This is a genomic window from Spirosoma panaciterrae DSM 21099 (assembly GCF_000374025.1).
Lineage (GTDB): Bacteria > Bacteroidota > Bacteroidia > Cytophagales > Spirosomataceae > Spirosoma > Spirosoma panaciterrae.
The window spans coordinates 114319-135665 of record NZ_KB893174.1 but is presented as its reverse complement, the minus strand read 5'-3'; the positions used below and the strand labels follow the sequence as shown (position 1 = coordinate 135665).

The 21347-nt window shown below is 50.4% G+C and carries 18 protein-coding genes; 3 read left to right on the top strand and 15 right to left on the bottom strand.

The annotated features are described in order from the left end of the window. Window positions 1-71: 71 nt before the first annotated feature. Window positions 72-1346: a sugar isomerase gene (locus tag B153_RS0106205; RefSeq protein WP_020595820.1), complete on the bottom strand. Its 1275-nt coding sequence runs from the start codon at window positions 1344-1346 to the stop codon at window positions 72-74. Between the two features lie 48 nt (window positions 1347-1394). Then, on the bottom strand, window positions 1395-3500 hold the full coding sequence (locus B153_RS0106200) for a bifunctional rhamnulose-1-phosphate aldolase/short-chain dehydrogenase (RefSeq protein ID WP_020595819.1): 2106 nt from the start codon (window positions 3498-3500) through the stop codon (window positions 1395-1397). A 548-nt stretch (window positions 3501-4048) separates the two neighbouring features. Here B153_RS0106200 and rhaT point away from each other — a divergent pair. After that, window positions 4049-5101 (top strand): L-rhamnose/proton symporter RhaT, encoded by a 1053-nt coding sequence (gene rhaT, locus B153_RS0106195; RefSeq protein ID WP_020595818.1) that lies wholly within the window; start codon window positions 4049-4051, stop codon window positions 5099-5101. A gap of 66 nt (window positions 5102-5167) precedes the next feature. On the opposite strand, the gene B153_RS0106190 is transcribed toward rhaT, so the two are convergent. The 13 genes from B153_RS0106190 to B153_RS0106130 form a co-directional block, all read right to left on the bottom strand. Then, window positions 5168-5953: a phytanoyl-CoA dioxygenase family protein gene (locus B153_RS0106190; RefSeq protein ID WP_020595817.1), complete on the bottom strand. Its 786-nt coding sequence runs from the start codon at window positions 5951-5953 to the stop codon at window positions 5168-5170. A gap of 34 nt (window positions 5954-5987) precedes the next feature. Further along, window positions 5988-6947, bottom strand: coding sequence for a methylenetetrahydrofolate reductase [NAD(P)H] (metF, locus tag B153_RS0106185; protein WP_020595816.1), 960 nt, complete (start codon window positions 6945-6947; stop codon window positions 5988-5990). A 47-nt stretch (window positions 6948-6994) separates the two neighbouring features. Then, entirely contained in the window at window positions 6995-7870 is an 876-nt protein-coding gene (locus tag B153_RS0106180; protein ID WP_245564837.1) for a phosphatase PAP2 family protein, read from the bottom strand. 21 nt (window positions 7871-7891) lie between these two features. Continuing rightward, window positions 7892-11242: a UvrD-helicase domain-containing protein gene (locus B153_RS0106175; RefSeq protein ID WP_020595814.1), complete on the bottom strand. Its 3351-nt coding sequence runs from the start codon at window positions 11240-11242 to the stop codon at window positions 7892-7894. A 106-nt stretch (window positions 11243-11348) separates the two neighbouring features. After that, the gene (locus B153_RS0106170; protein ID WP_026261943.1) at window positions 11349-11891 is read right to left on the bottom strand and encodes a hypothetical protein; all 543 of its coding nucleotides are present in this window, start codon (window positions 11889-11891) and stop codon (window positions 11349-11351) included. 68 nt (window positions 11892-11959) lie between these two features. Continuing rightward, the gene (gene hisC / locus B153_RS34735; RefSeq protein ID WP_020595812.1) at window positions 11960-13078 is read right to left on the bottom strand and encodes a histidinol-phosphate transaminase; all 1119 of its coding nucleotides are present in this window, start codon (window positions 13076-13078) and stop codon (window positions 11960-11962) included. Between the two features lie 15 nt (window positions 13079-13093). After that, window positions 13094-13594, bottom strand: a complete 501-nt coding sequence (locus B153_RS0106160) for a peptide deformylase (protein WP_020595811.1) — start codon at window positions 13592-13594, stop codon at window positions 13094-13096. After that, window positions 13591-13971 (bottom strand): type II toxin-antitoxin system VapC family toxin, encoded by a 381-nt coding sequence (locus tag B153_RS0106155; RefSeq protein ID WP_020595810.1) that lies wholly within the window; start codon window positions 13969-13971, stop codon window positions 13591-13593. Before B153_RS0106155 ends, B153_RS0106160 begins: the two co-directional genes overlap by 4 nt. Continuing rightward, complete coding sequence (locus tag B153_RS0106150) at window positions 13961-14212, bottom strand: hypothetical protein (RefSeq protein ID WP_020595809.1); 252 nt, start codon at window positions 14210-14212, stop codon at window positions 13961-13963. The genes B153_RS0106155 and B153_RS0106150 overlap by 11 nt, the downstream gene beginning before the upstream one ends. 30 nt (window positions 14213-14242) lie before the next feature. Beyond that, the gene (hisD, locus tag B153_RS0106145) at window positions 14243-15532 is read right to left on the bottom strand and encodes a histidinol dehydrogenase (protein ID WP_020595808.1); all 1290 of its coding nucleotides are present in this window, start codon (window positions 15530-15532) and stop codon (window positions 14243-14245) included. Window positions 15533-15641: 109 nt separating this feature from the next. Further along, the gene (hisG, locus tag B153_RS0106140) at window positions 15642-16502 is read right to left on the bottom strand and encodes an ATP phosphoribosyltransferase (RefSeq protein WP_020595807.1); all 861 of its coding nucleotides are present in this window, start codon (window positions 16500-16502) and stop codon (window positions 15642-15644) included. 230 nt (window positions 16503-16732) lie between these two features. Next, window positions 16733-17482, bottom strand: coding sequence for a CPBP family intramembrane glutamic endopeptidase (locus tag B153_RS0106135; protein ID WP_020595806.1), 750 nt, complete (start codon window positions 17480-17482; stop codon window positions 16733-16735). Between the two features lie 143 nt (window positions 17483-17625). Further along, the gene (locus B153_RS0106130) at window positions 17626-18537 is read right to left on the bottom strand and encodes a LytR/AlgR family response regulator transcription factor (RefSeq protein ID WP_157634592.1); all 912 of its coding nucleotides are present in this window, start codon (window positions 18535-18537) and stop codon (window positions 17626-17628) included. Window positions 18538-18582: 45 nt separating this feature from the next. Between B153_RS0106130 and B153_RS0106125 the strand changes: the two genes are divergently transcribed. Next, complete coding sequence (locus B153_RS0106125; RefSeq protein WP_020595804.1) at window positions 18583-19230, top strand: 7-carboxy-7-deazaguanine synthase QueE; 648 nt, start codon at window positions 18583-18585, stop codon at window positions 19228-19230. Then, window positions 19185-21182 (top strand): OmpA family protein, encoded by a 1998-nt coding sequence (locus B153_RS0106120; protein ID WP_026261942.1) that lies wholly within the window; start codon window positions 19185-19187, stop codon window positions 21180-21182. Before B153_RS0106125 ends, B153_RS0106120 begins: the two co-directional genes overlap by 46 nt. The last annotated feature ends 165 nt before the right edge of the window (window positions 21183-21347 follow it).

Genomic DNA, 21347 nt, shown 5'->3' with positions numbered 1-21347 from the left:
AAAGAGTGAAAGAGTGAATAGGATTGCGCCGACTTTTCGCTCTTTCACTCTTTCACCCTTTCGCTCATTAGTTAAAGTCCCGTTGCTACGGTTTTGGCACCCCGTTCGCCGATGAGTTGCTGACGGATGTTCAGGCTGCGGAACAGCGCCAATGGATTCAGAGCCCCGCCTGCCCGACGACGCGCTTCGGCTACCAGCGGGCGTACATCGGTGCGGAAAGCTTCCTGCAAAATTTCCTGCGCCCGAACGGGGTCGTTGGCTTCACGAGCTTCTTCCAGTGCTTCGCGGTCAACGAGTAGTGCCTGTGCATAGGCAATCTGAATTGCTTCGACCGATTGGAGAAGGTCTTCGAGCGGATCTTTTACGTTATGACTGGCATCGATCATCCAGCCCAGATCTTTCGCGTGGTTCATGCCACGGGCATCCATGCCATCGATCAATTCAGCAAAAATCAGGAACAACTGGTAAGGCCGGATACTTCCTACAGTCAGGTCATCATCGCCATACTTCGAATCGTTGAAGTGGAATCCACCCAGTTTGCCCTGATGCAACAGAATCGCTACGATCTGTTCGATGTTGGCATTGGGCAGGTGATGCCCTAAATCCACAAGGGTATACGCTTTGGGACCGAGTTTGCTGGCATACAGGAAACTACTGCCCCAATCGCCAACCGTCATCGAATAGAAGTTAGGCTCAAAGGCTTTGTATTCCACAAACATCTTCCAGTCGTTGGGCAGAGCCGCGTAGATTTCAGCTAGGCTTCCCAGGGTCCGGTCGAACGCTTTGCGAAAGTTCAGTTGACCCGGGAAACAGGACCCGTCAGACAACCAGACCGTCAGCGAATCAGAGCCTAAAGCCACACCATGCCTGATCACCTCGATATTATGGTCGATAGCCTGCTGGCGAACGGCCGCATCGGTATGTTGCAAGGACCCGAATTTGTAGCTATGGTGCTGGTCGGGCTGATCCTGAAAGGTATTGGAGTTGACCGCATCGAACCGAAGCCCGTGTTTAGCCGCCAGTTGCCTGATCGCCTGAGGGTCAGTCGGAATATCCCAGGGAATATGCAACGAAATGGCTCCGCTGGCGCGGTTCAGCGCATGCAGCAAACCAACATCCTCAATTTTCTCTTCGAGCGAGCGGGGTTCTCCCCCACCCGGAAACCGCCCGAAGCGTGTACCGCCCGTACCTAATGCCCAGCTAGGGATGGCAATCTGAAAATCGATCAACTTCTGAATGATGGGCTCTGCCTTCGCAACCTCCTGTGTCCAGTATGACAATTTCCGCTGATGCCCTTCCAACTGCGACTGGTTATAATCCGCAATGTGTTCGCGTTCGATTTGCATAATAAGGTCTACAAGGTATAGGTATCCAGTTCTGGATGATCCATTTTATTATCGCACAAACGCCATCGCTACGCCACCGTCTACATTCAAAACGTTGCCTGTCGATTTAGCCAGCAGGCCGTTTACACAGGCCAGACACGCATTGGCAATGTCGTCGGGAAGGATGATCTCATTCAGCAACGTCCGTTTGGCATAGTAAGCGGGTAGTTCTTCCACGGTAATGCCATACGCTTTTGCCCGACCTTCGGCCCAGGCGCCAGCCCAGATTTTCGAATCCGAAATAACGGCATCGGGGTTCACCACGTTCACCCGGATGTGATCTTTACCCAACTCGGCGGCATTCAGGCGGCTCAGATGCAGTTGGGCTGCTTTGGCCGAACCATATCCAGCGTTGTTAGGACCGGAAACCAGGGCATTTTTGCTGACAATATTGATCACATCCCCACCCAGTTTCTGCTTCCGCATGATCTCAACGCCTTTCTGCGTAACCAGAAACTGGCCTTTCACGAGTACATCGTACAGCAAATCCCAGTCTTGTTCGGTATGTTCTTCAATCGGCTTCGAGATACTCAAACCAGCGCAGTTGACCACAATATCGACGCCACCAAATGCCAGTACCGCTGTATTGAACGTAGCCGCAATGGTATTCGCCTTGGTTACGTCCAGTTGGTCGGCTGCGTAGGCATCCTTACCGTATTGTTTCTGAAATTCGTCTTTTGCGCCAGCCAACCGATCAGCATCGTTATCATTGATGACAACGACAGCTCCTTCCGATAGGAATTTTTTGGCAATGGCTTTACCAATGCCCCCGGCGCTACCTGTAATCAGGGCTATCTTACCCGACAGCGGCTTGGGTTTGGGCATACGCTGTAGCTTTGCCTCTTCGAGCAGCCAGTATTCAATATCGAAGGCTTCCTGTTCGGGCAACCCCACGTAATCGGATACGGCTTCAGCGCCCTTCATCACATTGATGGCGTTGGTATAGAATTCGGCAGCGACCCGAGCCGTTTGTTTATCTTTAGCGAAGGTCATCATACCTACGCCCGGCCACAGGAGCACCACAGGGTTTGTATCACGTATAGCGGGGCTGTTGGGATGTTTGCAACGCTCATAATACGCCGTATAATCAGCGCGGTAATCGGCAAACGCCTGCCCAAGATAGGCCGTACTATCGGCACTGGTGAGTTTCTCGGGGTCGAGAACCAACGGACGGATTTTGGTACGGAGGAAGTGGTCGGGGCAACTTGTACCCAGCCGGGCCAGACGAGGCAGATCATTCGAGTTTACGAATTCCAGTACCCGCTCATCGTCGGTAAAATGACCGATCATCTGCCGGTAGCTGGATGCCAGACCGCGCAAGGTTGGCATCAGATCGGCGGCCAGTTTTCTCCGGTTTTCGGCTGTCTCACTCTGACGAGCGGCTCCACCAAACACCGGACGTTTTTTGCCGAAGTTCTGATGCAGGTATTCCGACGCCTGCTCAATAACCTCCAGCGTATTCATATACGATTCGTAGGAGGTAGCTCCCCAGGTGAACAGGCCATGGCCGCCCAGAATGATACCGCGTAGGTTCGGGTTTTTCTTCACCGCTTCTTCGAGTTTCAAACCCAGGTCGAAACCGGGGCGCTGCCAGGGAATCCAGGCCATCTGATCACCCCAGATTTCGTGCATGATGGCTTCACCATCTTTGCTGGCGGCAATGGCAATCAACGCATCGGGGTGCAGGTGGTCGATGTGTTTGAACGGAAGCAGCCCATGAAGTGGTGTATCGATCGAAGGAGCCGCACATTTGGGATCGAAGAGGCAATGATCGAACAGTCCCACCATTTCATCTTCAAACTCCAGGCCCCGGTATCGGCTTTTCAGCGCGTGCAAACGATCAACGTACAGATTGGCACACCCTTTTTTGGTAAGTGTACCTATATCTCCACCAGAGCCTTTTACCCACATTACCTCAACGGGTTCGCCAGTCAGCGGATTGGTTTCCAGAAGCTTAACAGATGTGTTCCCCCCAGCGTAATTCGTCAGACGCAGGTCAGCACCGAGCAGGTTGGAACGATAAATAAACAAAGCTACTTCATCACCCGCGAGCTCTGCGGCTTTCTGCTCATCCCAGAGATAGCTAACGTAGTTGAACGCTTGCGTCGTATTCATAGATAAATTGTAAGTAGTATCTTTCCGAAATCTTGTTTTTAAGCAAAGTACGTTTTATTTGATTTCTCCTGTGTCATGCACTCTCCTGCTATAAAGAGATTCTTTTTTTCGGCTGGAATGATGATCAGTTCAGTCGGTAGCCACTGGTAGTCATAGGCTGGTAATGGCCACCAGTGGCTACCGACTGAACTGATCATTCCATACAGGAGAGAGCAGGTGAGTTCGCAGAGCAAATAAGGATAAATTTGTTAAAAATTATGAATAATGACTGAAATTCAACATCCATAATTTTTAACAATCGTGGCTGCACTTTGGGTAGTTTTGCTGGCAAATCCAGTTCTTTTCCAACTCGCCATTGTCGTCAGATCACGTAAAATGAGGGGTATTAAAGAACCTGTTTAAAGGCAAATTCACTAAATAGAACGGCTTCCGGTAATCCTTTTGACAACAAAAACGTAGAATGGAGTGGGCGACAGTCAGCAACCTCAAATCATAGGCCGTATCGGCTACCAACCAGCTTTTAAGTTCGTATTGTAATTGATTTCTTTATGCAAGTTCTGATTGGCATCATTTACCACACAATTGGTGGCGGTTTTTCGGGCAGCTTCTACATGCCCTTCAATAGAGTGAAAGGATGGGCCTGGGAGAGCTATTGGATTGTTGGAGGCCTTTTTTCCTGGCTCATTGTCCCTCCTTTAGCCGCCTACTTAACCATCCCCGATTTTACAGCCATAATTGCTTCGGCCGATTCAGGTGTTAAGATGCTGACGATCGTATTTGGGTTGCTTTGGGGAATCGGTGGCCTTACGTATGGACTGGGCGTTCGCTACCTCGGCATGTCGCTGGGTAATTCCGTCGTATTAGGGTTCAGTTCAGCGTTTGGAGCACTGGTGCCTTCTATCTATTATACGATCAACCCTGTCAACGGGAAAGTCTCGTTTACGGATATGCTCGGTTCAAGTGGGGGCAGGTTAGTGTTGCTGGGTGTATTAGTTTGCCTCATCGGAATCGCCATTTCGGGTAAAGCGGGTATGATGAAAGAAGCGGAACTTTCAGACGCGGAAAAGAAAGCCTCTGTTAAAGAGTTCAGCATCGTGAAGGGTCTAATAATCGCCGTCATCTCGGGTATACTAAGTGCTTTCTTCAACTATGGAATCGAAGCGGGTAAACCTATGGCCGAACAAGCGGTCAGGCAAGGTTGCAATCCCCTGTTTCAGAATAACGTAACCTACGTAGTATTGCTATGGGGGGGCCTGACAACAAACTTTTTGTGGTGCATGTATCTAAACGCCAGAAATAAGACCTTCAGCAATTACACGAATACCCAGACGCCCATTCTGGCCAATGTTCTTTTTTCTGCAACCGCTGGTACGATGTGGTTTCTCCAGTTTTTCTTCTACGGAATGGGTGAAAGTAAACTGGGGAATGGAGCCAGTTCCTGGATTATACACATGGCCACTATCATTCTGACCGCGAATCTGTGGGGTTTGTATCTGAAAGAGTGGTCGGGCGTGTCGGGCGCTACATTTCGTACCTTCATCACCGGCATTGTTGTGATCCTTATTTCAATCGTCCTGGTGGGAATTGGCAATTCTCTTTAAACCATAAAGAAAATTCGTCCATTCATTCACCCTATCTGAGGATAAAAAAAACGGCCGCTTCTCAGGTCAACCGAGAATGCGGCCGTTTTTTTCGTTCAGGCCCATGCGAATCGCTTGCTCGACTGGCGAGTAGGCCCCGTCGGCCCGGTAAAGTTGTAGCGGCTCAGTTGGATGTAATGGGGGCTGGGCCATAAACCGAGGCTCAGAACCGTGGTGCGGCTGGGCAGCATGAACCAGAAACGGATGGCAGAGATAAACCGTTCCGGCTTCACCAGTGGCTAATTCTACAGGGCGATTCAGGGTGATGTCGTCAAATTGCTGAGCCAGCTCGATAAACGATAAACCCGTCTCGCCAGCCGGATAGAGCCATTTCGGCACATCCAGATGTGACCCCACTAGTATTCGGGTTGGAGCGTCGTCAGGGCCTACATCCGAAAACAGAAACAGCATCAGCAAAGCCCGGCCTTTAGACGAAACGTTCAACCGCCAGGAACCATCGTCGCCCGCAAAACTGGCTTCGGCATGCCAGCCCGTATCGCCTGGATCGTCGGGATTTGGAAATCGAACGGGAAACGTCCCTAAACTATTGCGAGGCTCCCAACGCCCTTTCCCGACCAACTGATCAAAGGCTTCGTGCAGCCTGGGCGTATTGACCGCCAGCCGGAATGGCTCCTGCGCATAGCCCCCCAGCCGAATGACGGGTTGAGTCCAGGTCGTAGAATCGGCCGGATCACAGCCCGTGTCTTTCCACAAAATAGCCCGACCTGCGTCTGCCAGATCGCGGGGAAATGCATGGTCGATTCGGACAAATCCGTCGCGGATAAACTGATTAACCTCGGCTTCACGTAGCATACTATTCCCTTTACCTTTGCTGCACTACCCTACACTAGAACAGTTCACGGGCAATTTTCATGATGTTATCGGCTTTCCCCATTGTGTAAAAATGCAGAACCGGTGCACCAGCCGCTGTCAGTTCGCGGCATTGCTGAATACACCATTCTACACCCACCTGTCGGGCCTGTTGGTCGTTCTCGCAGGACTCGACGGCCTTTCGCAACTCCTCTGGTATTTCCAGATGAAATAGTTTGGGCAGGATCTGAAGTTGCTTCCGTGTACTGAGGGGTTTCAGACCCGGTATGATCGGCACCGTAATGCCTTCCTGACGACACCGAGCCACAAAATCCAGAAACTTTTTAGTATCGAAAAACATTTGCGTCACGATGTAATGCGCCCCTTTATCAATTTTCTGCTTGAGGTAATGAAAATCAATATCGTGATCGAGCGCTTCAAAATGCTTTTCAGGGTAAGCGGCCACGCCAATACAGAAATCACTGGGAGCCAACGCCGTATCTTCTTCATGTAGATAGACGCCCCGATTCATATTAGCCACCTGTTCTACCAGTTCGCTCGCATAGGAGTAGCCGTTCTCTTTCGGCTTGAAGGTCGAAAATGGCTTGGCCGGATCACCTCGCAGCACCAGCGCATTATCGATGCCCAGATAATGTAAATCGATCAGGAAGTCTTCGGTTTCTTCGCGGGTAAAGCCGCCACAGAGCACATGTGGTACTGGATCGACCCCAAACTTATGCATGATAGCCGCACAAATGCCTACTGTACCGGGACGTTTGCGGGTTACTATCTTCTGAATGGTTCCATCGGGCAAAGGGCGTTCGATGTATTCTTCCCGGTGATAGGTAACGTCGATAAATGGCGGTTTAAATTCCATCAACGGCTCGATGTTGTCGAGCAGGTTCTTAAGATTATCGCCTTTGATGGGCGGTATAACTTCAATCGAAAAGATAGGTTTGCCGTTCGCGGCTTTTATATGATCGGTAATTTTAGTCATCAGTCCAAAAAACAATTGCCGGATACGCAGCCCCTGGCAAGCCCCTGTTAACGCGAAAACACGGCTAAGCGCATATAGATTCCGTTGGCCATACCGTTGCTCCAGGGCTGCACATCCAGCCGTTTCCCTAACTGACTACCGTTTTTGATCTGATGAATTTTGGGAATTCCCCAACCCACCAACGACCCAAACGCAGCACCAGCCAGTAAATCGGTCGGATAGTGCAGCCCGGCTTCATACCGAAACAGAGCCGTAGCCGACGCCAGACCGAGCGTTCCTACCCAAACGACAGGCTTTAACTTAGAATGGGGAAAATAATGTCGAAAAACTTCACTTGTAAACACAGCCGAGGCAAACGCATTGGTGGCATGCCCCGAAAAAAAGGACTGCCGGGAGGTTCGATCCAGCTTCTCATCCAGGGGAACCAGCGGGTTATACACATACGGCCGGGTGCGTTGCGTGACTGATTTCACCGTCCGTTCAATCCCATTCGCCAGAAGCAAGGTTTCAATGTACATCACGGCCACGGTCTTAAAGTCCTGCCGCACCGTTGGTAAACCCAGAGCTACTACTCCGGCCGCCCCAACCGTACCCACTAAAGCCACATCACTCCATTTATCGGCCGACGTAGACCAATGAAAGGTTGCATTTCGGTCAAACGAAGAAATATCTCCCCGATTGAGCGACGCTATTTCAGCCGGTGTGAGTGGGTCGATGGCCTTGGTTAATGCCACCGATGCCCCAAGGGTTAAGGCACCTGCTCCGATCAAACCCACCTCTCGACCTGTACGAAGTTGATAGGGTGACTGCGCGCTGGCACTGCTTGCTGTTGACAGATATATGAAAAAAAGCCCTACAAACATGCGCTTTCGCTGCCCCATCCACTTCGACAAAATTCCCATCTGCTTACTCATTTGCGCCATACCGTTTTAATTATTTAGCTATTATACCCGTATTACTTCAGGTTTCTCGGTCAGATAAACCAGTCGTCCTTCTACCTCTGCGAACCCCATATCGCGATACAGGTTTGTAAAGTATTTCAACGAAGCCGTTGGATTTCTGATCGATTCACCTTGACCGTCCGATGCTTCCCCTGCCGGAGCAATCGTCACTGATTCGTACTGCACCAGGACAACACGCCCATCTGGAAAATGGACAACACGGTGGGGAGCACCGTGAATGCGTTTACTACTTAAAATGGTTCGATCCGTATCAACACGCAACCGGGAGTCAAAGAGATGGACCAGATCGGGGTGTAAAATAATAGCCAGCAGGTTCTCTTTCATCAGTTCGCACTCAACCTTCCTGACCAGCCCTTCACTGACGAGCCGGCGCAGTACGGAATCTATCGTTTCCGGGCCTTTAATCAGGCTCAGGGCCGCGCATAGTTTCCGGTCGCGTTCGCGGGTGTGTTCAAACGTGGCTACATCAAAAATACGGTCGGCCAGTCGGCGCAATTGCAAATCCTGGCCCCGGTGTCCGCTCACAATATCGTTCAGGACAATTTCTTCGGAAAACTCCTCTACGCGTTTATGCGACCATACGTCGTTACAAACGCTAACCGGATAGGAATACACCCCTTCCTGCCAGGTACAACCACAGTTGCGGGCCACTTCACTATCCCGCAAAAACGCATGGAGCCAGTGCCCAACGGTATTCTGAGGTCCTTTGCCAAAATCTCTGGCTTCGCTGATCACATAAAGCCGATCGGTGGGGCGGGTAAAGGCCACGTAGAGCAGGTTCATATTTTCCAGAAACGTACGGGTCAATTCCTCTTCGTACTGAACGGCAATGGACTCAGGCGCTGCGCGGAGTTTACCTGTTGTGTTGACGGGAGCAGTCAGGAGTCGGACCGACTGGCCTTTATCGGTCGAATGGGTGAGAACATCAGCCTGAATCTGATTGAGATTGAGCCAGATGGTGCTATCGCTTATGGGTTCGACCCGCCAGTTGGCAAATGGAATAATGACAACCGGAAACTCCAGCCCTTTCGATTTGTGAATAGTCTGGATACTGACTGCATTTCGGGTACTGCCTTCTACTGAAATTTTTTGCCGCACGCTTTCCCAGTACACCAGGAAATCGCTCAGATGCCCACTCCGCTTCTGGTTAAACGTCAGCACTTCGTCCAGAAACCGAAAGAGAAACGGATTATGCTCGGCCTGATTGAAAAGGCCAAACTGAGCCGTCAGCCGTTCGGCCAGTTCGTAGGGATTTAACTGACCCAACGCATACATATCCAGCACATACCCTTGATCGGCGAGGTAGTCGTACATCGCCAGTATATGCCCTTCGGCTACCGCTCGCAGTTTCTCCGTGAGGGCATCATCGGGAAAAATACCCTGCACCACGCGATGAAACAGGTACAGCATTTCATAACGAAGCATACGCTGGTCGGGGCGTTGCAATACCTGCATAAACGTAACCAGCCACTTTACCGGGTCCGAAAACTCCAGCGATAACGAGTCGGCAGATACCAGTGGAATCTGCCGAGCATTCAATTCGTTGGCCAATGCTTTGGCCTGCGATTTCTTACGACAAAGAATGGCGATATCACCGTATCGATACCCATCGGACAACGCTCCATTCAGGTGTTCGATGGTCTTTTCGAGCATCAGCGTGGTCAGGTCTTTTTCAGCCTCCTCCTCTTTAACCACAAAGTCGAGCTGCACATGACCAGCCTGCCGGGCTTTGGGCGAAGGGGTTTGGTGAAATTGCTGTTCGGGATCAAAAACGTCGGCTACTTTAGGGTGTTGATGTTCAAACCGACGAGCCGTAAACTCAAAGAAGTCATTGTTGAACCGAACAATCGGTTCGGCACTTCGCCAGTTGGTATTAAGCATTTCGGGCTGTAGATGCCCATCAAGCATGTCGATTCGATCGGCAGTCCACGACTCGGGATTATGAGCCTCTTTCAGGGTTGCCAAATCCCGGCGATGCAAGGCCACAATCTGGTCCATATCGCCCCCCCGAAATCGATAAATCGCCTGTTTACCATCGCCCACCGCCAGATTGAAATGATCTCCCCCAAGTGCATTTTCAATCAGAGGTAATAGATTGGCAAATTGCAGTCGGGAGGTATCCTGAAATTCGTCGATCAGTATATGATTGTACCGTACCCCCAGTCGTTCATACAGAAACGGAACCGGCTCCGACGCCACAATGGACAGGATTTTCTTATTGAATTCGGAAATGTGTACCCGGCCATCTTTTCGCAGCAGTTCATCGAACTCAACCCGCATCTGTTTCAACAAGGCGAGTTTCTGTAAATGGGGCAACAGGCACTCAAACAGGGTAACCTCCCGGCCATTCTTCTCCCGAATGGTATTGATTTGGGTCAGGCATTCGGTCAGTTCGTCGGCCATGGCGTCGATCATTCCCTGAACGGGCAACGGTGTTTTTTTTCCGTACCACTCCCCCTTTTGAATGGCATTATACACCCGGGTACCCGGTTCTTTCTGGGCATTCCCTTCGGCCACGACCTTAATAAAACCTGCTACACCGCTTGAGCCATAGGTAAAATCAGCTTCCGATAAACCCGCATCAATAATCCGTTGCCAGGCTCGTTGGCCACAAAGAACAATGTCGGCTTCAACCTGCTGATTGTGCTGGATTAACTGCTCGCGAATAATCCGCAACGCACCTGGCGACAATTCCTGGGCAGCATTGACCGCTTCATAAAATTGGTCGGAGGTTAGGTTACGGCCAAACTCTTTCAGCACGTCGGGCAGTTGGTTCCAGCTTTTCCCTTCGGCAGCTACATGGGTATAGTACTCACTCAGAATGGTGGTAATTTCCTCCATCTCCTCGGTTCCGGCCTTTTCGATCAGGTTATCGATTGCCAGTTCGAGTACTTCGTCGGTTTCCAGTTCAACTTCAAATGAATAGGGCAAACCCAGTTCATCGGTAAACGCCATTACAATGCGCTGGGTAAACGAATCGATGGTTGTAACGCTAAAATCGGCGTAACGATGAAGGATCGTTTTGAAGACCGAAGCGGCTTTCCGTCGAAGACTGGTCTTGGCTATTTCGAACCCCTCTGAATCGATCGTTGTACCGTAGAGGTCAACGACCAGTTCATCGAGGAGGGCCAGCTCTTTTTCTCCGGCCATGTCGGAAAGCCGTTCCAGTATCCGGTTCTTCATCTCATTGGCGGCCGCGTTGGTAAAGGTTACCGCCAGAATATGCCGGAAATAATCGTCCTTCGCTTCTGGTTGCAAGGCCAGTTTCAGGTACTCTTTGGTAAGCGTGTACGTCTTACCCGACCCCGCCGAAGAACTGTAGACTTTGAACATAGTCGTTAGGAGTGAGGAGTGAGGAGCGGGGATTGAGAATGGCTGACGCATCAATCAGTTTTATACGCCAGCCATTCTCACTCCTCACTCCTAACTACTCACTCCTTTAAAAATTATACCTCAATCCCAACCCTGTATTTAAACTCAGGAAGAAGGGAGCTTGCAAGAGTTCGACGTAAGCGCCGGTTTCCAGAAAGAATGAATACGGTTTGTTGGGCGGAAAGAACTCAATGCCAGCAATACCCGATCCACCCAGTGAAATATTTCCTTTCACATAATTAACGGACTGACCAGCCAGATAGTCTGGATAATACCGACGATTGTTTATCTGCCCTCCAAAGCCATAATAAGCCCGGATACTCTCACTTTTGGTGAGCGCCGTATGCCATAGATAATGTCCCTGAATCGAGAGGCCAACGGTCTTATAATCGCCCGAACGATAGCTACGGTTAGTTCCGTAAATACCACCATAGGTCCCGATATTCAGATCAAAGGCATGATTGTTTCCGAAATATTTACGGACATTAATACCGGAGGGCTCCCCTATTCGGAACCCCAATGACCAATTGTTATACTGTGCACAGACCTCAGGAGTCTGCACCAAAAGCCCGAGGAGGGCCAGACCTGTTATCAACAACGATTTTCTCATAGAGCAAACATTAATCACTCTTAGACTACCGGAACCCACCCACGTAACCAGCTTATTCGACAAAACAATCAGGTTTTCGACACCAGTTCGGGTTTGGCAGCTTTCTGGCTGGTTTCTATCGGCTCTTCCGGATTTTGACTCATCTGCCCAAGCACGTCAAGCAGCCGTTCGTTTTCTTCGTGCGTACCCACCGAAATGCGCAGACACCCTTCGCAGAGCTTCACCTTCGATCGGTCACGGACAATAACCTGTTGTTCGATCAGTTGTTCGAATACCTGTTTTGCATCGTCGAACTGAACGAGCAGGAAGTTGGCATCAGACGGGTGTACCACTTGTACATTGGGCAAAGAACGTAGTTTTTCTGCCAAAATCTGCCTGTCGGCCAAAATTTGGGCCACCATTCCCTCCTTTTTCGCGCCCTGCGTCAGCGCTTCCAGCGCAAGTGCCTGGGTGGGTGCTGAGATATTGTAGGGAGGTTTGATCTTGTTCAGGACTTGAATCAATTCTTCCGACGCAAAGCACATACCCAGCCGCAAAGCCGCCAGTCCCCAGGCTTTGGAGAAGGTTTGCAGCACTACCAGATTCGGATACCTGTCTAGTTGGGTTGTCCAGGAAGGTGTATCGGCAAAATCAATATACGCTTCATCAACAATCACCAGTGAATGCTCGGCCGCTTCGAGAATCCGGCGGATGGCTTCGGGCTGTAATAGATTGCCCGACGGATTGTTGGGGGAGCAAAGCCAGATCAGCTTCGTGTTTTTGGTGATAGCCCCTAGCACAGCCTCCGTATCCACCTGAAAGTCGGGCGTGAGTGGTACTTTGAGCAAAGCCACATCGTTGAGAGCTGCTGATACCTCATACATCCCGTATGTGGGCGGCATAATCAGTAGGTTATCCTGGCCCGGTACGCAGGTGGCCCGTACCAGCAGATCGATGGGTTCGTCGGAACCGTTGCCTAGAAAAATCTGCCCCACCCGAACCCCTTTGATCGGTGCCAGCCGTTGTTTGATGGCCCACTGATGCGGATCAGGATAGCGGTTGTAAGTACCCGCATCAGTCGTTGAGCCAATTGGGTTCTCGTTGGCGTCCAGAAACACGCCGATCGTACCCGTATACTCATCACGAGCCGATGAATACGGTGTCAACGAAAGAATATGTGGGCGTAGAATCGTACTAAGATTAAACATAAGTGGTTATTCGAATTAAGGATTGGGGGTTGGTCGCCAGCGAAATGCCTGCTCGTCGATCGCCCGCATGGTACATAAAACCCCGTTCAGATGGTCGTATTCATGTTGTATCAGTTCCGACAAGGCCCAGTCGTTTACTTCCCATGTATGCGTTTGCCAGTTTTCATCCCGGTAGATCATCGTCAGCTTTCGATGCCGACGAACACGCACCAGTAAGTTTGGAAAGCTCATACAATCGTCCCAAAGCTCGTTCATATCATCGCTGAGGGCGATCAGTTCGGGATTGATGACTACCTGGGGACGGTCTATATTCAGGTAGATCAGGCGCTTCATAATTCCCAGTTGGGGAGCGGCAATACCCCGCCCAAACTGATATTTCGCCCGGATTTCCTCCATCACATTATGCAGATCGGCTACCCAGCCAGCTACCAGTGGCAGTTCAGATTCCAGTACAGGTTCGCAGGTTTCGTATAAGCGTGGGTCGCCCAGAAGCAGCAGATCAGCGAGATGTTTCATGTGTTTAAAATGTCGGACAGCGGAATAATCTGTAGACCTTCAATGTCCGAGAAATCGGCTACATTATTTGTCAGAACGGGTAGCTTATACAGAATTCCTGTTGCGGCAATAAGGGAATCCGCCAGCGACCGCTTGCGTTGTTGGCGGAGCCGAATGGCTTCGGTAATGACTTCATCCGTTATGGGAAGAATGAGAATGGTAGTAAAAAATTGCTCAAACTGTTCTTTTTCTTCCTCAGCTAATTTGTAAAAGCCAACTACCTCAAGTCTGGTGATTGCTGATACCTGCAACACATTACTGTGCTTGAGCAGATAAGCCTGCAATTGTCTATACTCAGGCCGAATCGAATAAATGATGACGTTACTGTCAATAATCATCTTCGCGGCCAGCTAAAGGTCGATCCTGTCGCACTTCTCGTTGCCATTCTGATGGGTCACCATATTTCTCAGCAACTCCGCTGTCCCTTAGTCGATCAAAAATAGCCGACAACTTCTCCTTGCGATCATTTATAGCTGTACTAGCTTCTTTAGAGACAATTCGCCCATTTAGCTTAGGCAATAAACGGATCAATAGTGCTTCATCTTCTGGATTATCGATCTCAATGACTAACTGACTCATAGCTGTACTTTTTTTAGCAAAATAACGAAATCAAACGAGATTCGTTTCTTCCAGGCTAGCCAATCGCAGGCTCACCGCACGCTTGTGAGCTTCCAGCGATTCGGCTTCGGCCATCGCTTCCACTACAGGACCGACTTGCTGCAACCCGGCGGGGGTAATATGCTGTACGGTTATCTTCTTCACGAAGCTATCCAGCGATACCCCACTGTAGGCGCGTGCAAAGCCATTGGTTGGCAGCGTATGATTGGTTCCCGAGGCATAATCACCCGCCGATTCGGGGGTGTAGTTACCAAGGAAAATCGAACCCGCATTGATAATTTGATCGGCCACTTCTTCCGCATTCTCTATACTTAGAATGAGGTGTTCGGCAGCATATTGATTCAACAGATCAACGGCATCTTCCTGACTTTCAAGCAATATCATTTTACTATTTTCCAGTGCTTTAGCGGCCATATCCTGCCGGGGCAATCGGCCAAGCTGGGTCGACAGAGTCAGGTTTACACTGGTCAGCAGTTTTTTACTGGTCGACACCAGCAGCACCTGACTATCGGCACCATGTTCGGCCTGTGAGAGCAGGTCAGCCGCTACAAACGATGGAACAGCCGAATCATCGGCGTAGACCGCCACTTCACTTGGCCCGGCGGGCATATCGATAGCCATACCCTCTTTGGCGACCAGCATCTTTGCAGCCGTAACGTACTGATTTCCCGGCCCAAAAATTTTGTACACCTGCGGCACTGACTCGGTTCCGTAAGCCATAGCCGCTATAGCCTGCGCCCCACCAATCCGAAACACCTGTGTAACGCCCACTAGTTTGGCGGCAAAATAGATGGCGGGATGGTTGCTCGGGGTGCATAGAACGATCTCCTGACAACCAGCCAGTTGAGCCGGTATGCCCAGCATAAGCACCGTACTAAACAACGGTGCCGTTCCTCCCGGAATATATAGCCCCACTTTTTCGATTCCGACGCTTTTCCGCCAGCAGGTTACCCCCGGCATGGTCTCAATCTTTTCGACAGGCTGCTTCTGCTTTTCATGAAACAGGCGAATGTTCTGATAGGCTTGTTGTATAGCCATTTTCAGTTCACTACTTAACTGCGCTTCGGCAGCCTCCAATTCGGTGTTATCGACACGCAGTTGCGCGGTTGTCAGGTCAAGCTTGTCGAATTTTTTAGCCAGGGCCAGCAAGGCCACATCACCCTCGGCTTTCACCTGAGCCAAAATCGGAGCTACAGCCGCTTCGATCTGTTGCGTCGACTGCACCGGACGGGCCAACAAGGCTGGCCATTCCGTTCGGGCGGGAAAAGGAATGATATTCATTTTCTAGGAGCGAGGAGCGAGGAGTGAGGAGCGGGAATAGCTGACGCATTAATAAGTTTCCTGCGTCAGCTATTCTCACTCCTCGCTCATCACTCCTGTCTACTTAATGTTAATAAATCATTTTCTCAATCGGAATCACGAGGATGCCTTCGGCACCAGCGGCCCGGATGGCTTCGATATTTTCCCAGAACTCATTTTCATTCAGCACCGAATGTACGGAACTCCAGCCTTCGGTAGCCAATGGCGTAACCGTGGGGCTTTTCATACCGGGGAGCAAGGCCGTAATCTGATCGAGTGAGTGGTTCGGAGCATTCAGGACGATGTATTTATTATTCTTGGCCACCTGTACCGCTTTGATGCGGAAGAGCAGTTTATCGATTAGTTCCTGTTTCTCTGCGTTCAGCTCGTTTGGGGCAATCAGGATGGCTTCTGAACGAAAGATGGTTTCCACTTCTTTCAGGCCATTACTGAGCAATGTACTTCCCGAACTAACAATGTCACAGACAGCCTCCGCCAGCCCGATGCTGGGAGCAATCTCTACCGACCCGCTGATCTCGTGAATTTCGGCCTGAACCCCCTGTTCGGTCAGGTAGTTTCCCAACAGATTCGGGTACGAGGTAGCGATATTCTTTCCTTCCAGGCACTGAATACCCGTCCAGTCGGTACCCCGTGGCACAGCAATAGACAACCGGCATTTAGAGAACCCAAGTTTATGAATCGTTTGTACCTGGCGGCCCATTTCGACCGCTACGTTTTCGCCCACGATGCCCAGATCAGCAACGCCATCTTCGACGTAACCAGGAATATCGTCGTCGCGTAAAAAAAGAAACTCTGCCGGGAAGTTGGATGACACTGATTTGAGTTTACCGGTCCCATAGTCGAAACGGATACCACACTCTTTAAAAAGCTGATACGAATCTTCGCTCAGCCGACCCGATTTTTGTAAGGCAATTCGTAATACAGAAGACATTACTTGATGTAGGATGTATGAGATAGGATGTATGAGATGCCCCACACCTCCCGTAATACGTTAGTTTTGAAGCTGTATCCCGCAACTTATTTTTCATACAGCATGCGGCCAGAAAATCAGGGGGCAAACCTACAGGAAAACGGGGATACAACAACGTAGTGGCAGGCCAGATTAGCAGCCCGAATGGTGACGACGATGTCGGAAAGGCGAATGAGTGTCCCGTTTTGAAATCATGGCACAAAGGTAAAAAGAAAATTCTTAAAATGCGGGCGTTGTTTCCGCCAGTTTCGTACTAGCCCAATCCAGACCAGTAACGTGATTGCGAGGGCAACCGGATGTACGGCAATGTTCATCAGTTCGTGGGCAGAGGCAACCACCAAAACCGACTTTGTCGTATCGACTAGTGCCCCTAACCCCCAGGCCATCAAAATCAGCACCCCAACTACCATCCATCCAGTTGTCTGCCCACCGACTATGCCGGACAAATCGGAGAGGAAGGTCAAATGCCAGCCCGCATGGAGTACGCCAATCAACGTAACTCGGTAAAACGTGGGCAACGGCCGAAGAGCCTCCTGCAGGTAGCCGCGCCAGCCCATCTCTTCACCAAACCCATAGAGCAATCCCGAAACCCCAAGCAGGAATCCAAAAAGATGAACGTTCTGACCTGCTTTATTCGGAACGCCGATTATAGCAGAAAGCAAAATTGGGGTCATTACCAATACAATAGCTTTTAGCGGTGCGGAGCCGAATACCGAAAGTGTGCGTGGCTGACGTGGAAACAGAAACCGGCAAACTACAGCCGCCAGCAATGGACCCATGCCATACGTAAATACATTATGAACGGGCAGAATCCCTTTATTCAGGTTGGGTAAGAAATGTAATCCATACGAGAGCGAACAAGCCAGCAGGTAAAAACTACTAACCGATTTCCAGTTAACGTTGGCTAAGTCCGAGCGGGTAATTTTCAGTGTGTTCAGCATGGCGATTCAGTTTTGTTTCGATTGACTGACACAAAACTGAATCGGCAGAAACAGCCGCACAATAGCCTGGGATGGGCGTTTCGATAGCGGGACAAACAGGTAGTTTTAGGGATATTTGGGCGTAGCAGGGACAATCGGGAAGCCTACAAAACCTCGTTTATCCGGGTATCAAACGCATCCAGATAACTACGGGATACAGGAATTTTTGTTGAAACAGCGCTAATGGTCAACTGATACCCACGGGCATTACCTTCGGTTTGATGAATGCATTTCAGATTCACCAGAAACGCCCGATGGCAGCGGAAAAATTGCGGATAAGTGCGAAGCGCATCGGCCACTTCTTTAAGTGTACTTCGAAGAACGGTTTTCTGAACTTCGTTCCGATTCAGCCAATGCACCTCTACGTAGTTTCCGACCGATTCAACGAATAGTAACTGCTCGGGTTGCAGCGTTAGTCGCTCTTTGCCACTTTCTGAACTCAACACCAGGGGTTTCGATTCAACTTCAGTGGCGATCTCTGCTTTTGTCGGTCGGGAATCCGACAGGTCCGGCAGTGGCGGTTCGGCTCGCTGCGTCAGTTGGCGATTGAGTGCCTGTGCTTGCGCCAGATTTCGTTTAAGCCGACGACGCTCGGTCACAAATACCCCACTTATGATTGGGAAAAAGCCGATCAGCGTCACGATCAGATACATCTGTATGAACGGCGGATAGTCATTCTGGGTTAGTACCAGCAGGAGTTGATTACCGACGCTGATACAAAACAAAACGAACAGCGTATGAAGGATGTATTTCCAAACCACCCAACGGTCTTCGTCATAAATCCGGCTAAACAGGATCGGAACAAGCCAATTGGCCATCAGGGTTGATACGGCACAACCGGCTCCAAACAGGGCCAGCATCCCAGCCCGATTAGGCGCCCCGAATGACGGACCACCAAAAAAATAAATAAACAGGAATACATAAATACCTGTCTGGATCGCCTGCCAGATCTGGGTTTTAAAGCGAAAATCTTCGGCTATTGGCCGATTCAGAAAGGTGGTTACGGCTTGGAGCATGGCAACAAAAATAACCATTCCACCGAACCTTCGTATCTTTGTATCATGCTAGCAGAACAGAAACAACCCATCCATCTCAACAACAACCCGGCCTCTTCGCTACCCGTCATGGAAGCGTTTTATACCCTTCAGGGCGAAGGCGCCCACACGGGTCGGGCTGCGTATTTTATCCGGCTCGGTGGGTGCGACGTAGGCTGCCACTGGTGCGACGTTAAAGAATCGTGGGATGCCGATGCCCACCCCAAATTATCGGTCGATACAATTCTGGCAGGCGCTTTGCAGTATCCGGGTCGAATGGCCGTTATTACCGGGGGCGAACCACTTATGCACGACCTTACCGAACTGACAGCTTCGCTACAGGCTGCCGGATTCCGTACCAATATCGAAACGTCGGGGGTTTGTCAGGTCGTTACGGGATCATGGGACTGGATTTGCTTTTCACCTAAAAAGTTTAAGAAACCCAATCCAGCCATTTTTGCGAAAGCGGACGAACTGAAGGTTATCATATATAACCTGTCCGATTTTGCATTTGCAGAGTCCTTTGTACCCTTTTTACGACCCGACTGTAAACTCTTTTTGCAAACAGAGTGGAGCCGCTCCAATGAAATGCTGCCTCGTATCGTTGATTACGTAAAAAATAATCCGCAATGGCAAATCTCGTTGCAGACGCACAAATACATGGATATTCCATAAAGGCAGAGGGCAGGGTGCCTACGGCAGGACGCAACCGTTTCTTTTTGTCCTTCGCCCTAAACACGTTACTGATTTCTCTGCTCCTGGCCCTCGGCACCAGTCTCCAGGCGCAAACCAAAAAGGCGAAGGAGCTTTACGACCAGTCCATCCGACTGTTTAGTGAGCGGAAAGCGGCAGATGCCATTCCGTTTATGGAGCAGGCCGTAAAGGAAGACCCGAACTTTACGGATGCCTATCTGAAACTCGGTCAGTTGTACGAATTCACCAGGCGGTACGATCCTGCTCTGGCTGCCTATCGGAATGCCGTCCGACTTCAACCCGACAATCCGGCTTCAGGGTCAGCCTATCAGGCCCTGAGCAATACCCTGCTTCGATTAGGTCGCTACAACGAAGCCATTCCTTTTCTCGAAAAATTTCAAACGCTGTTTGCCCCCCAGTCCACCCAGGCCAAACGGATTGCCCGTCAGCTGGAAACCGCCCGGTTTGGCCTGGAAGCCATGCAACATCCACAGGCTGTTGATCCCAAACCCTTATCATCGGTACTGCAAACGACCCCATCACAATACTTCCCCGTTCTTACGGCCGATGAACAAACCCTGGTCTTTACCGCTCTGAAACCCGAAGGCGACGAAGACCTGATGACGGCTACCTTCAATGGCGAAACCTGGTCCCCTCCTACCTCATTGGCAGGTAGTATTAATACCCCCGAAAATGAAGGTACGGCCAGCCTTTCGGCCGATGGACGCACGATTGTCTTTACAGCCTGCCAGGGTCGTAAAGGTTTTGGTAGCTGCGACCTCTATATGAGCCACAAAACCGGCAACGACTGGTCGAGTCCCGAAAATTTAGGCGCAACGATCAATACCCGTTATTATGAATCCCAACCCGCCCTCTCGGCCGATGGACGGCAACTTTACTTTGTTTCAGACCGACCGGGTGGCAAAGGACGTCGCGACATCTGGCGCAGTGACCGGGATACTAATGGCGAATGGACCGAGCCTGTCAATCTGGGAGAACCTGTCAATACGGCTTCGAATGAGGCCTCACCCTTTATTCATCCCAATGGCCAGAGCCTGTTTTTTGCCTCAGAAGGGCATGTAGGTTTGGGTGGTTACGACCTGTTTGTGTCCGACAACGGTCCTTCTGGCTGGTCTGCCCCTACCAACCTGGGTTATCCAATCAATAATTCGGAAGATCAGGCTTCCCTCTTTGTTTCGGCCAATGGTACCCGCGCTTATTATTCCTTTGAAGAGCAGAAAGATGGGGTTTCCCAAAAATCCCGTCTGTACACCTTCGAATTGCCCGAATCCCTGCGCGAACGGATCAAACCCGTCAGCTATTTAAAAGGAACAATTGCTGATGCAAAAACGAAAAAACCACTGGCCGCTACCGTCGAACTGATTGATCTGAAAACGAATCAGGTAGTCTCACGCGTGCAGGCCGATGCCCAAACTGGTCAATATACGGCTGTGCTGCCAAGTGGGGGTGAGTATGCTCTGTATGTGAGTCAGTCGGGCTATCTGTTCAAAAGCCTATCGTTCGATTTTACCCAAAAAACAAAAGGCGAAGGGTTGTCAATGGCGGTTCCCCTAGAGCCCGTTTCCACCGGAGCGACCGCCAATGAAACGCTGAACAACTTGTTTTTTGAATCAGGCCGGTACGATCTGGCCGATAAATCACGAACGGAACTCGCTCGGCTGGCGGCATTTTTGCAAGCCAACCCAGGCGTAAAAATTGAAATCTCGGGCCATACCGATGATAAAGGTGACCCTGCCGCCAACCTGACCCTTTCGCAAAAACGGGCGCAAGCCGTTGTGACCTATCTGACGGGGGCAGGTATCGACACCAGTCGGATTCGAGCCGTAGGCTATGGCAAGACCCGACCGCTCGTTCCGAACACTTCCGACGAGAACCGGCAACTCAACCGACGTATTGAATGGAAAGTGTTGTAAAATGTAGGATGTATGAGATAGGATATTGAATGTATTGAACTTGTGCCAGCCACATCCTACAACCTTCACATACTTTGCTTTCCTGCGGGATTTTTTTCAATTTTGTGTATGTTGTCCAGATACCCCCACTTTTGGGAGGGGGTATTTTTAGTTACCAGACAATAC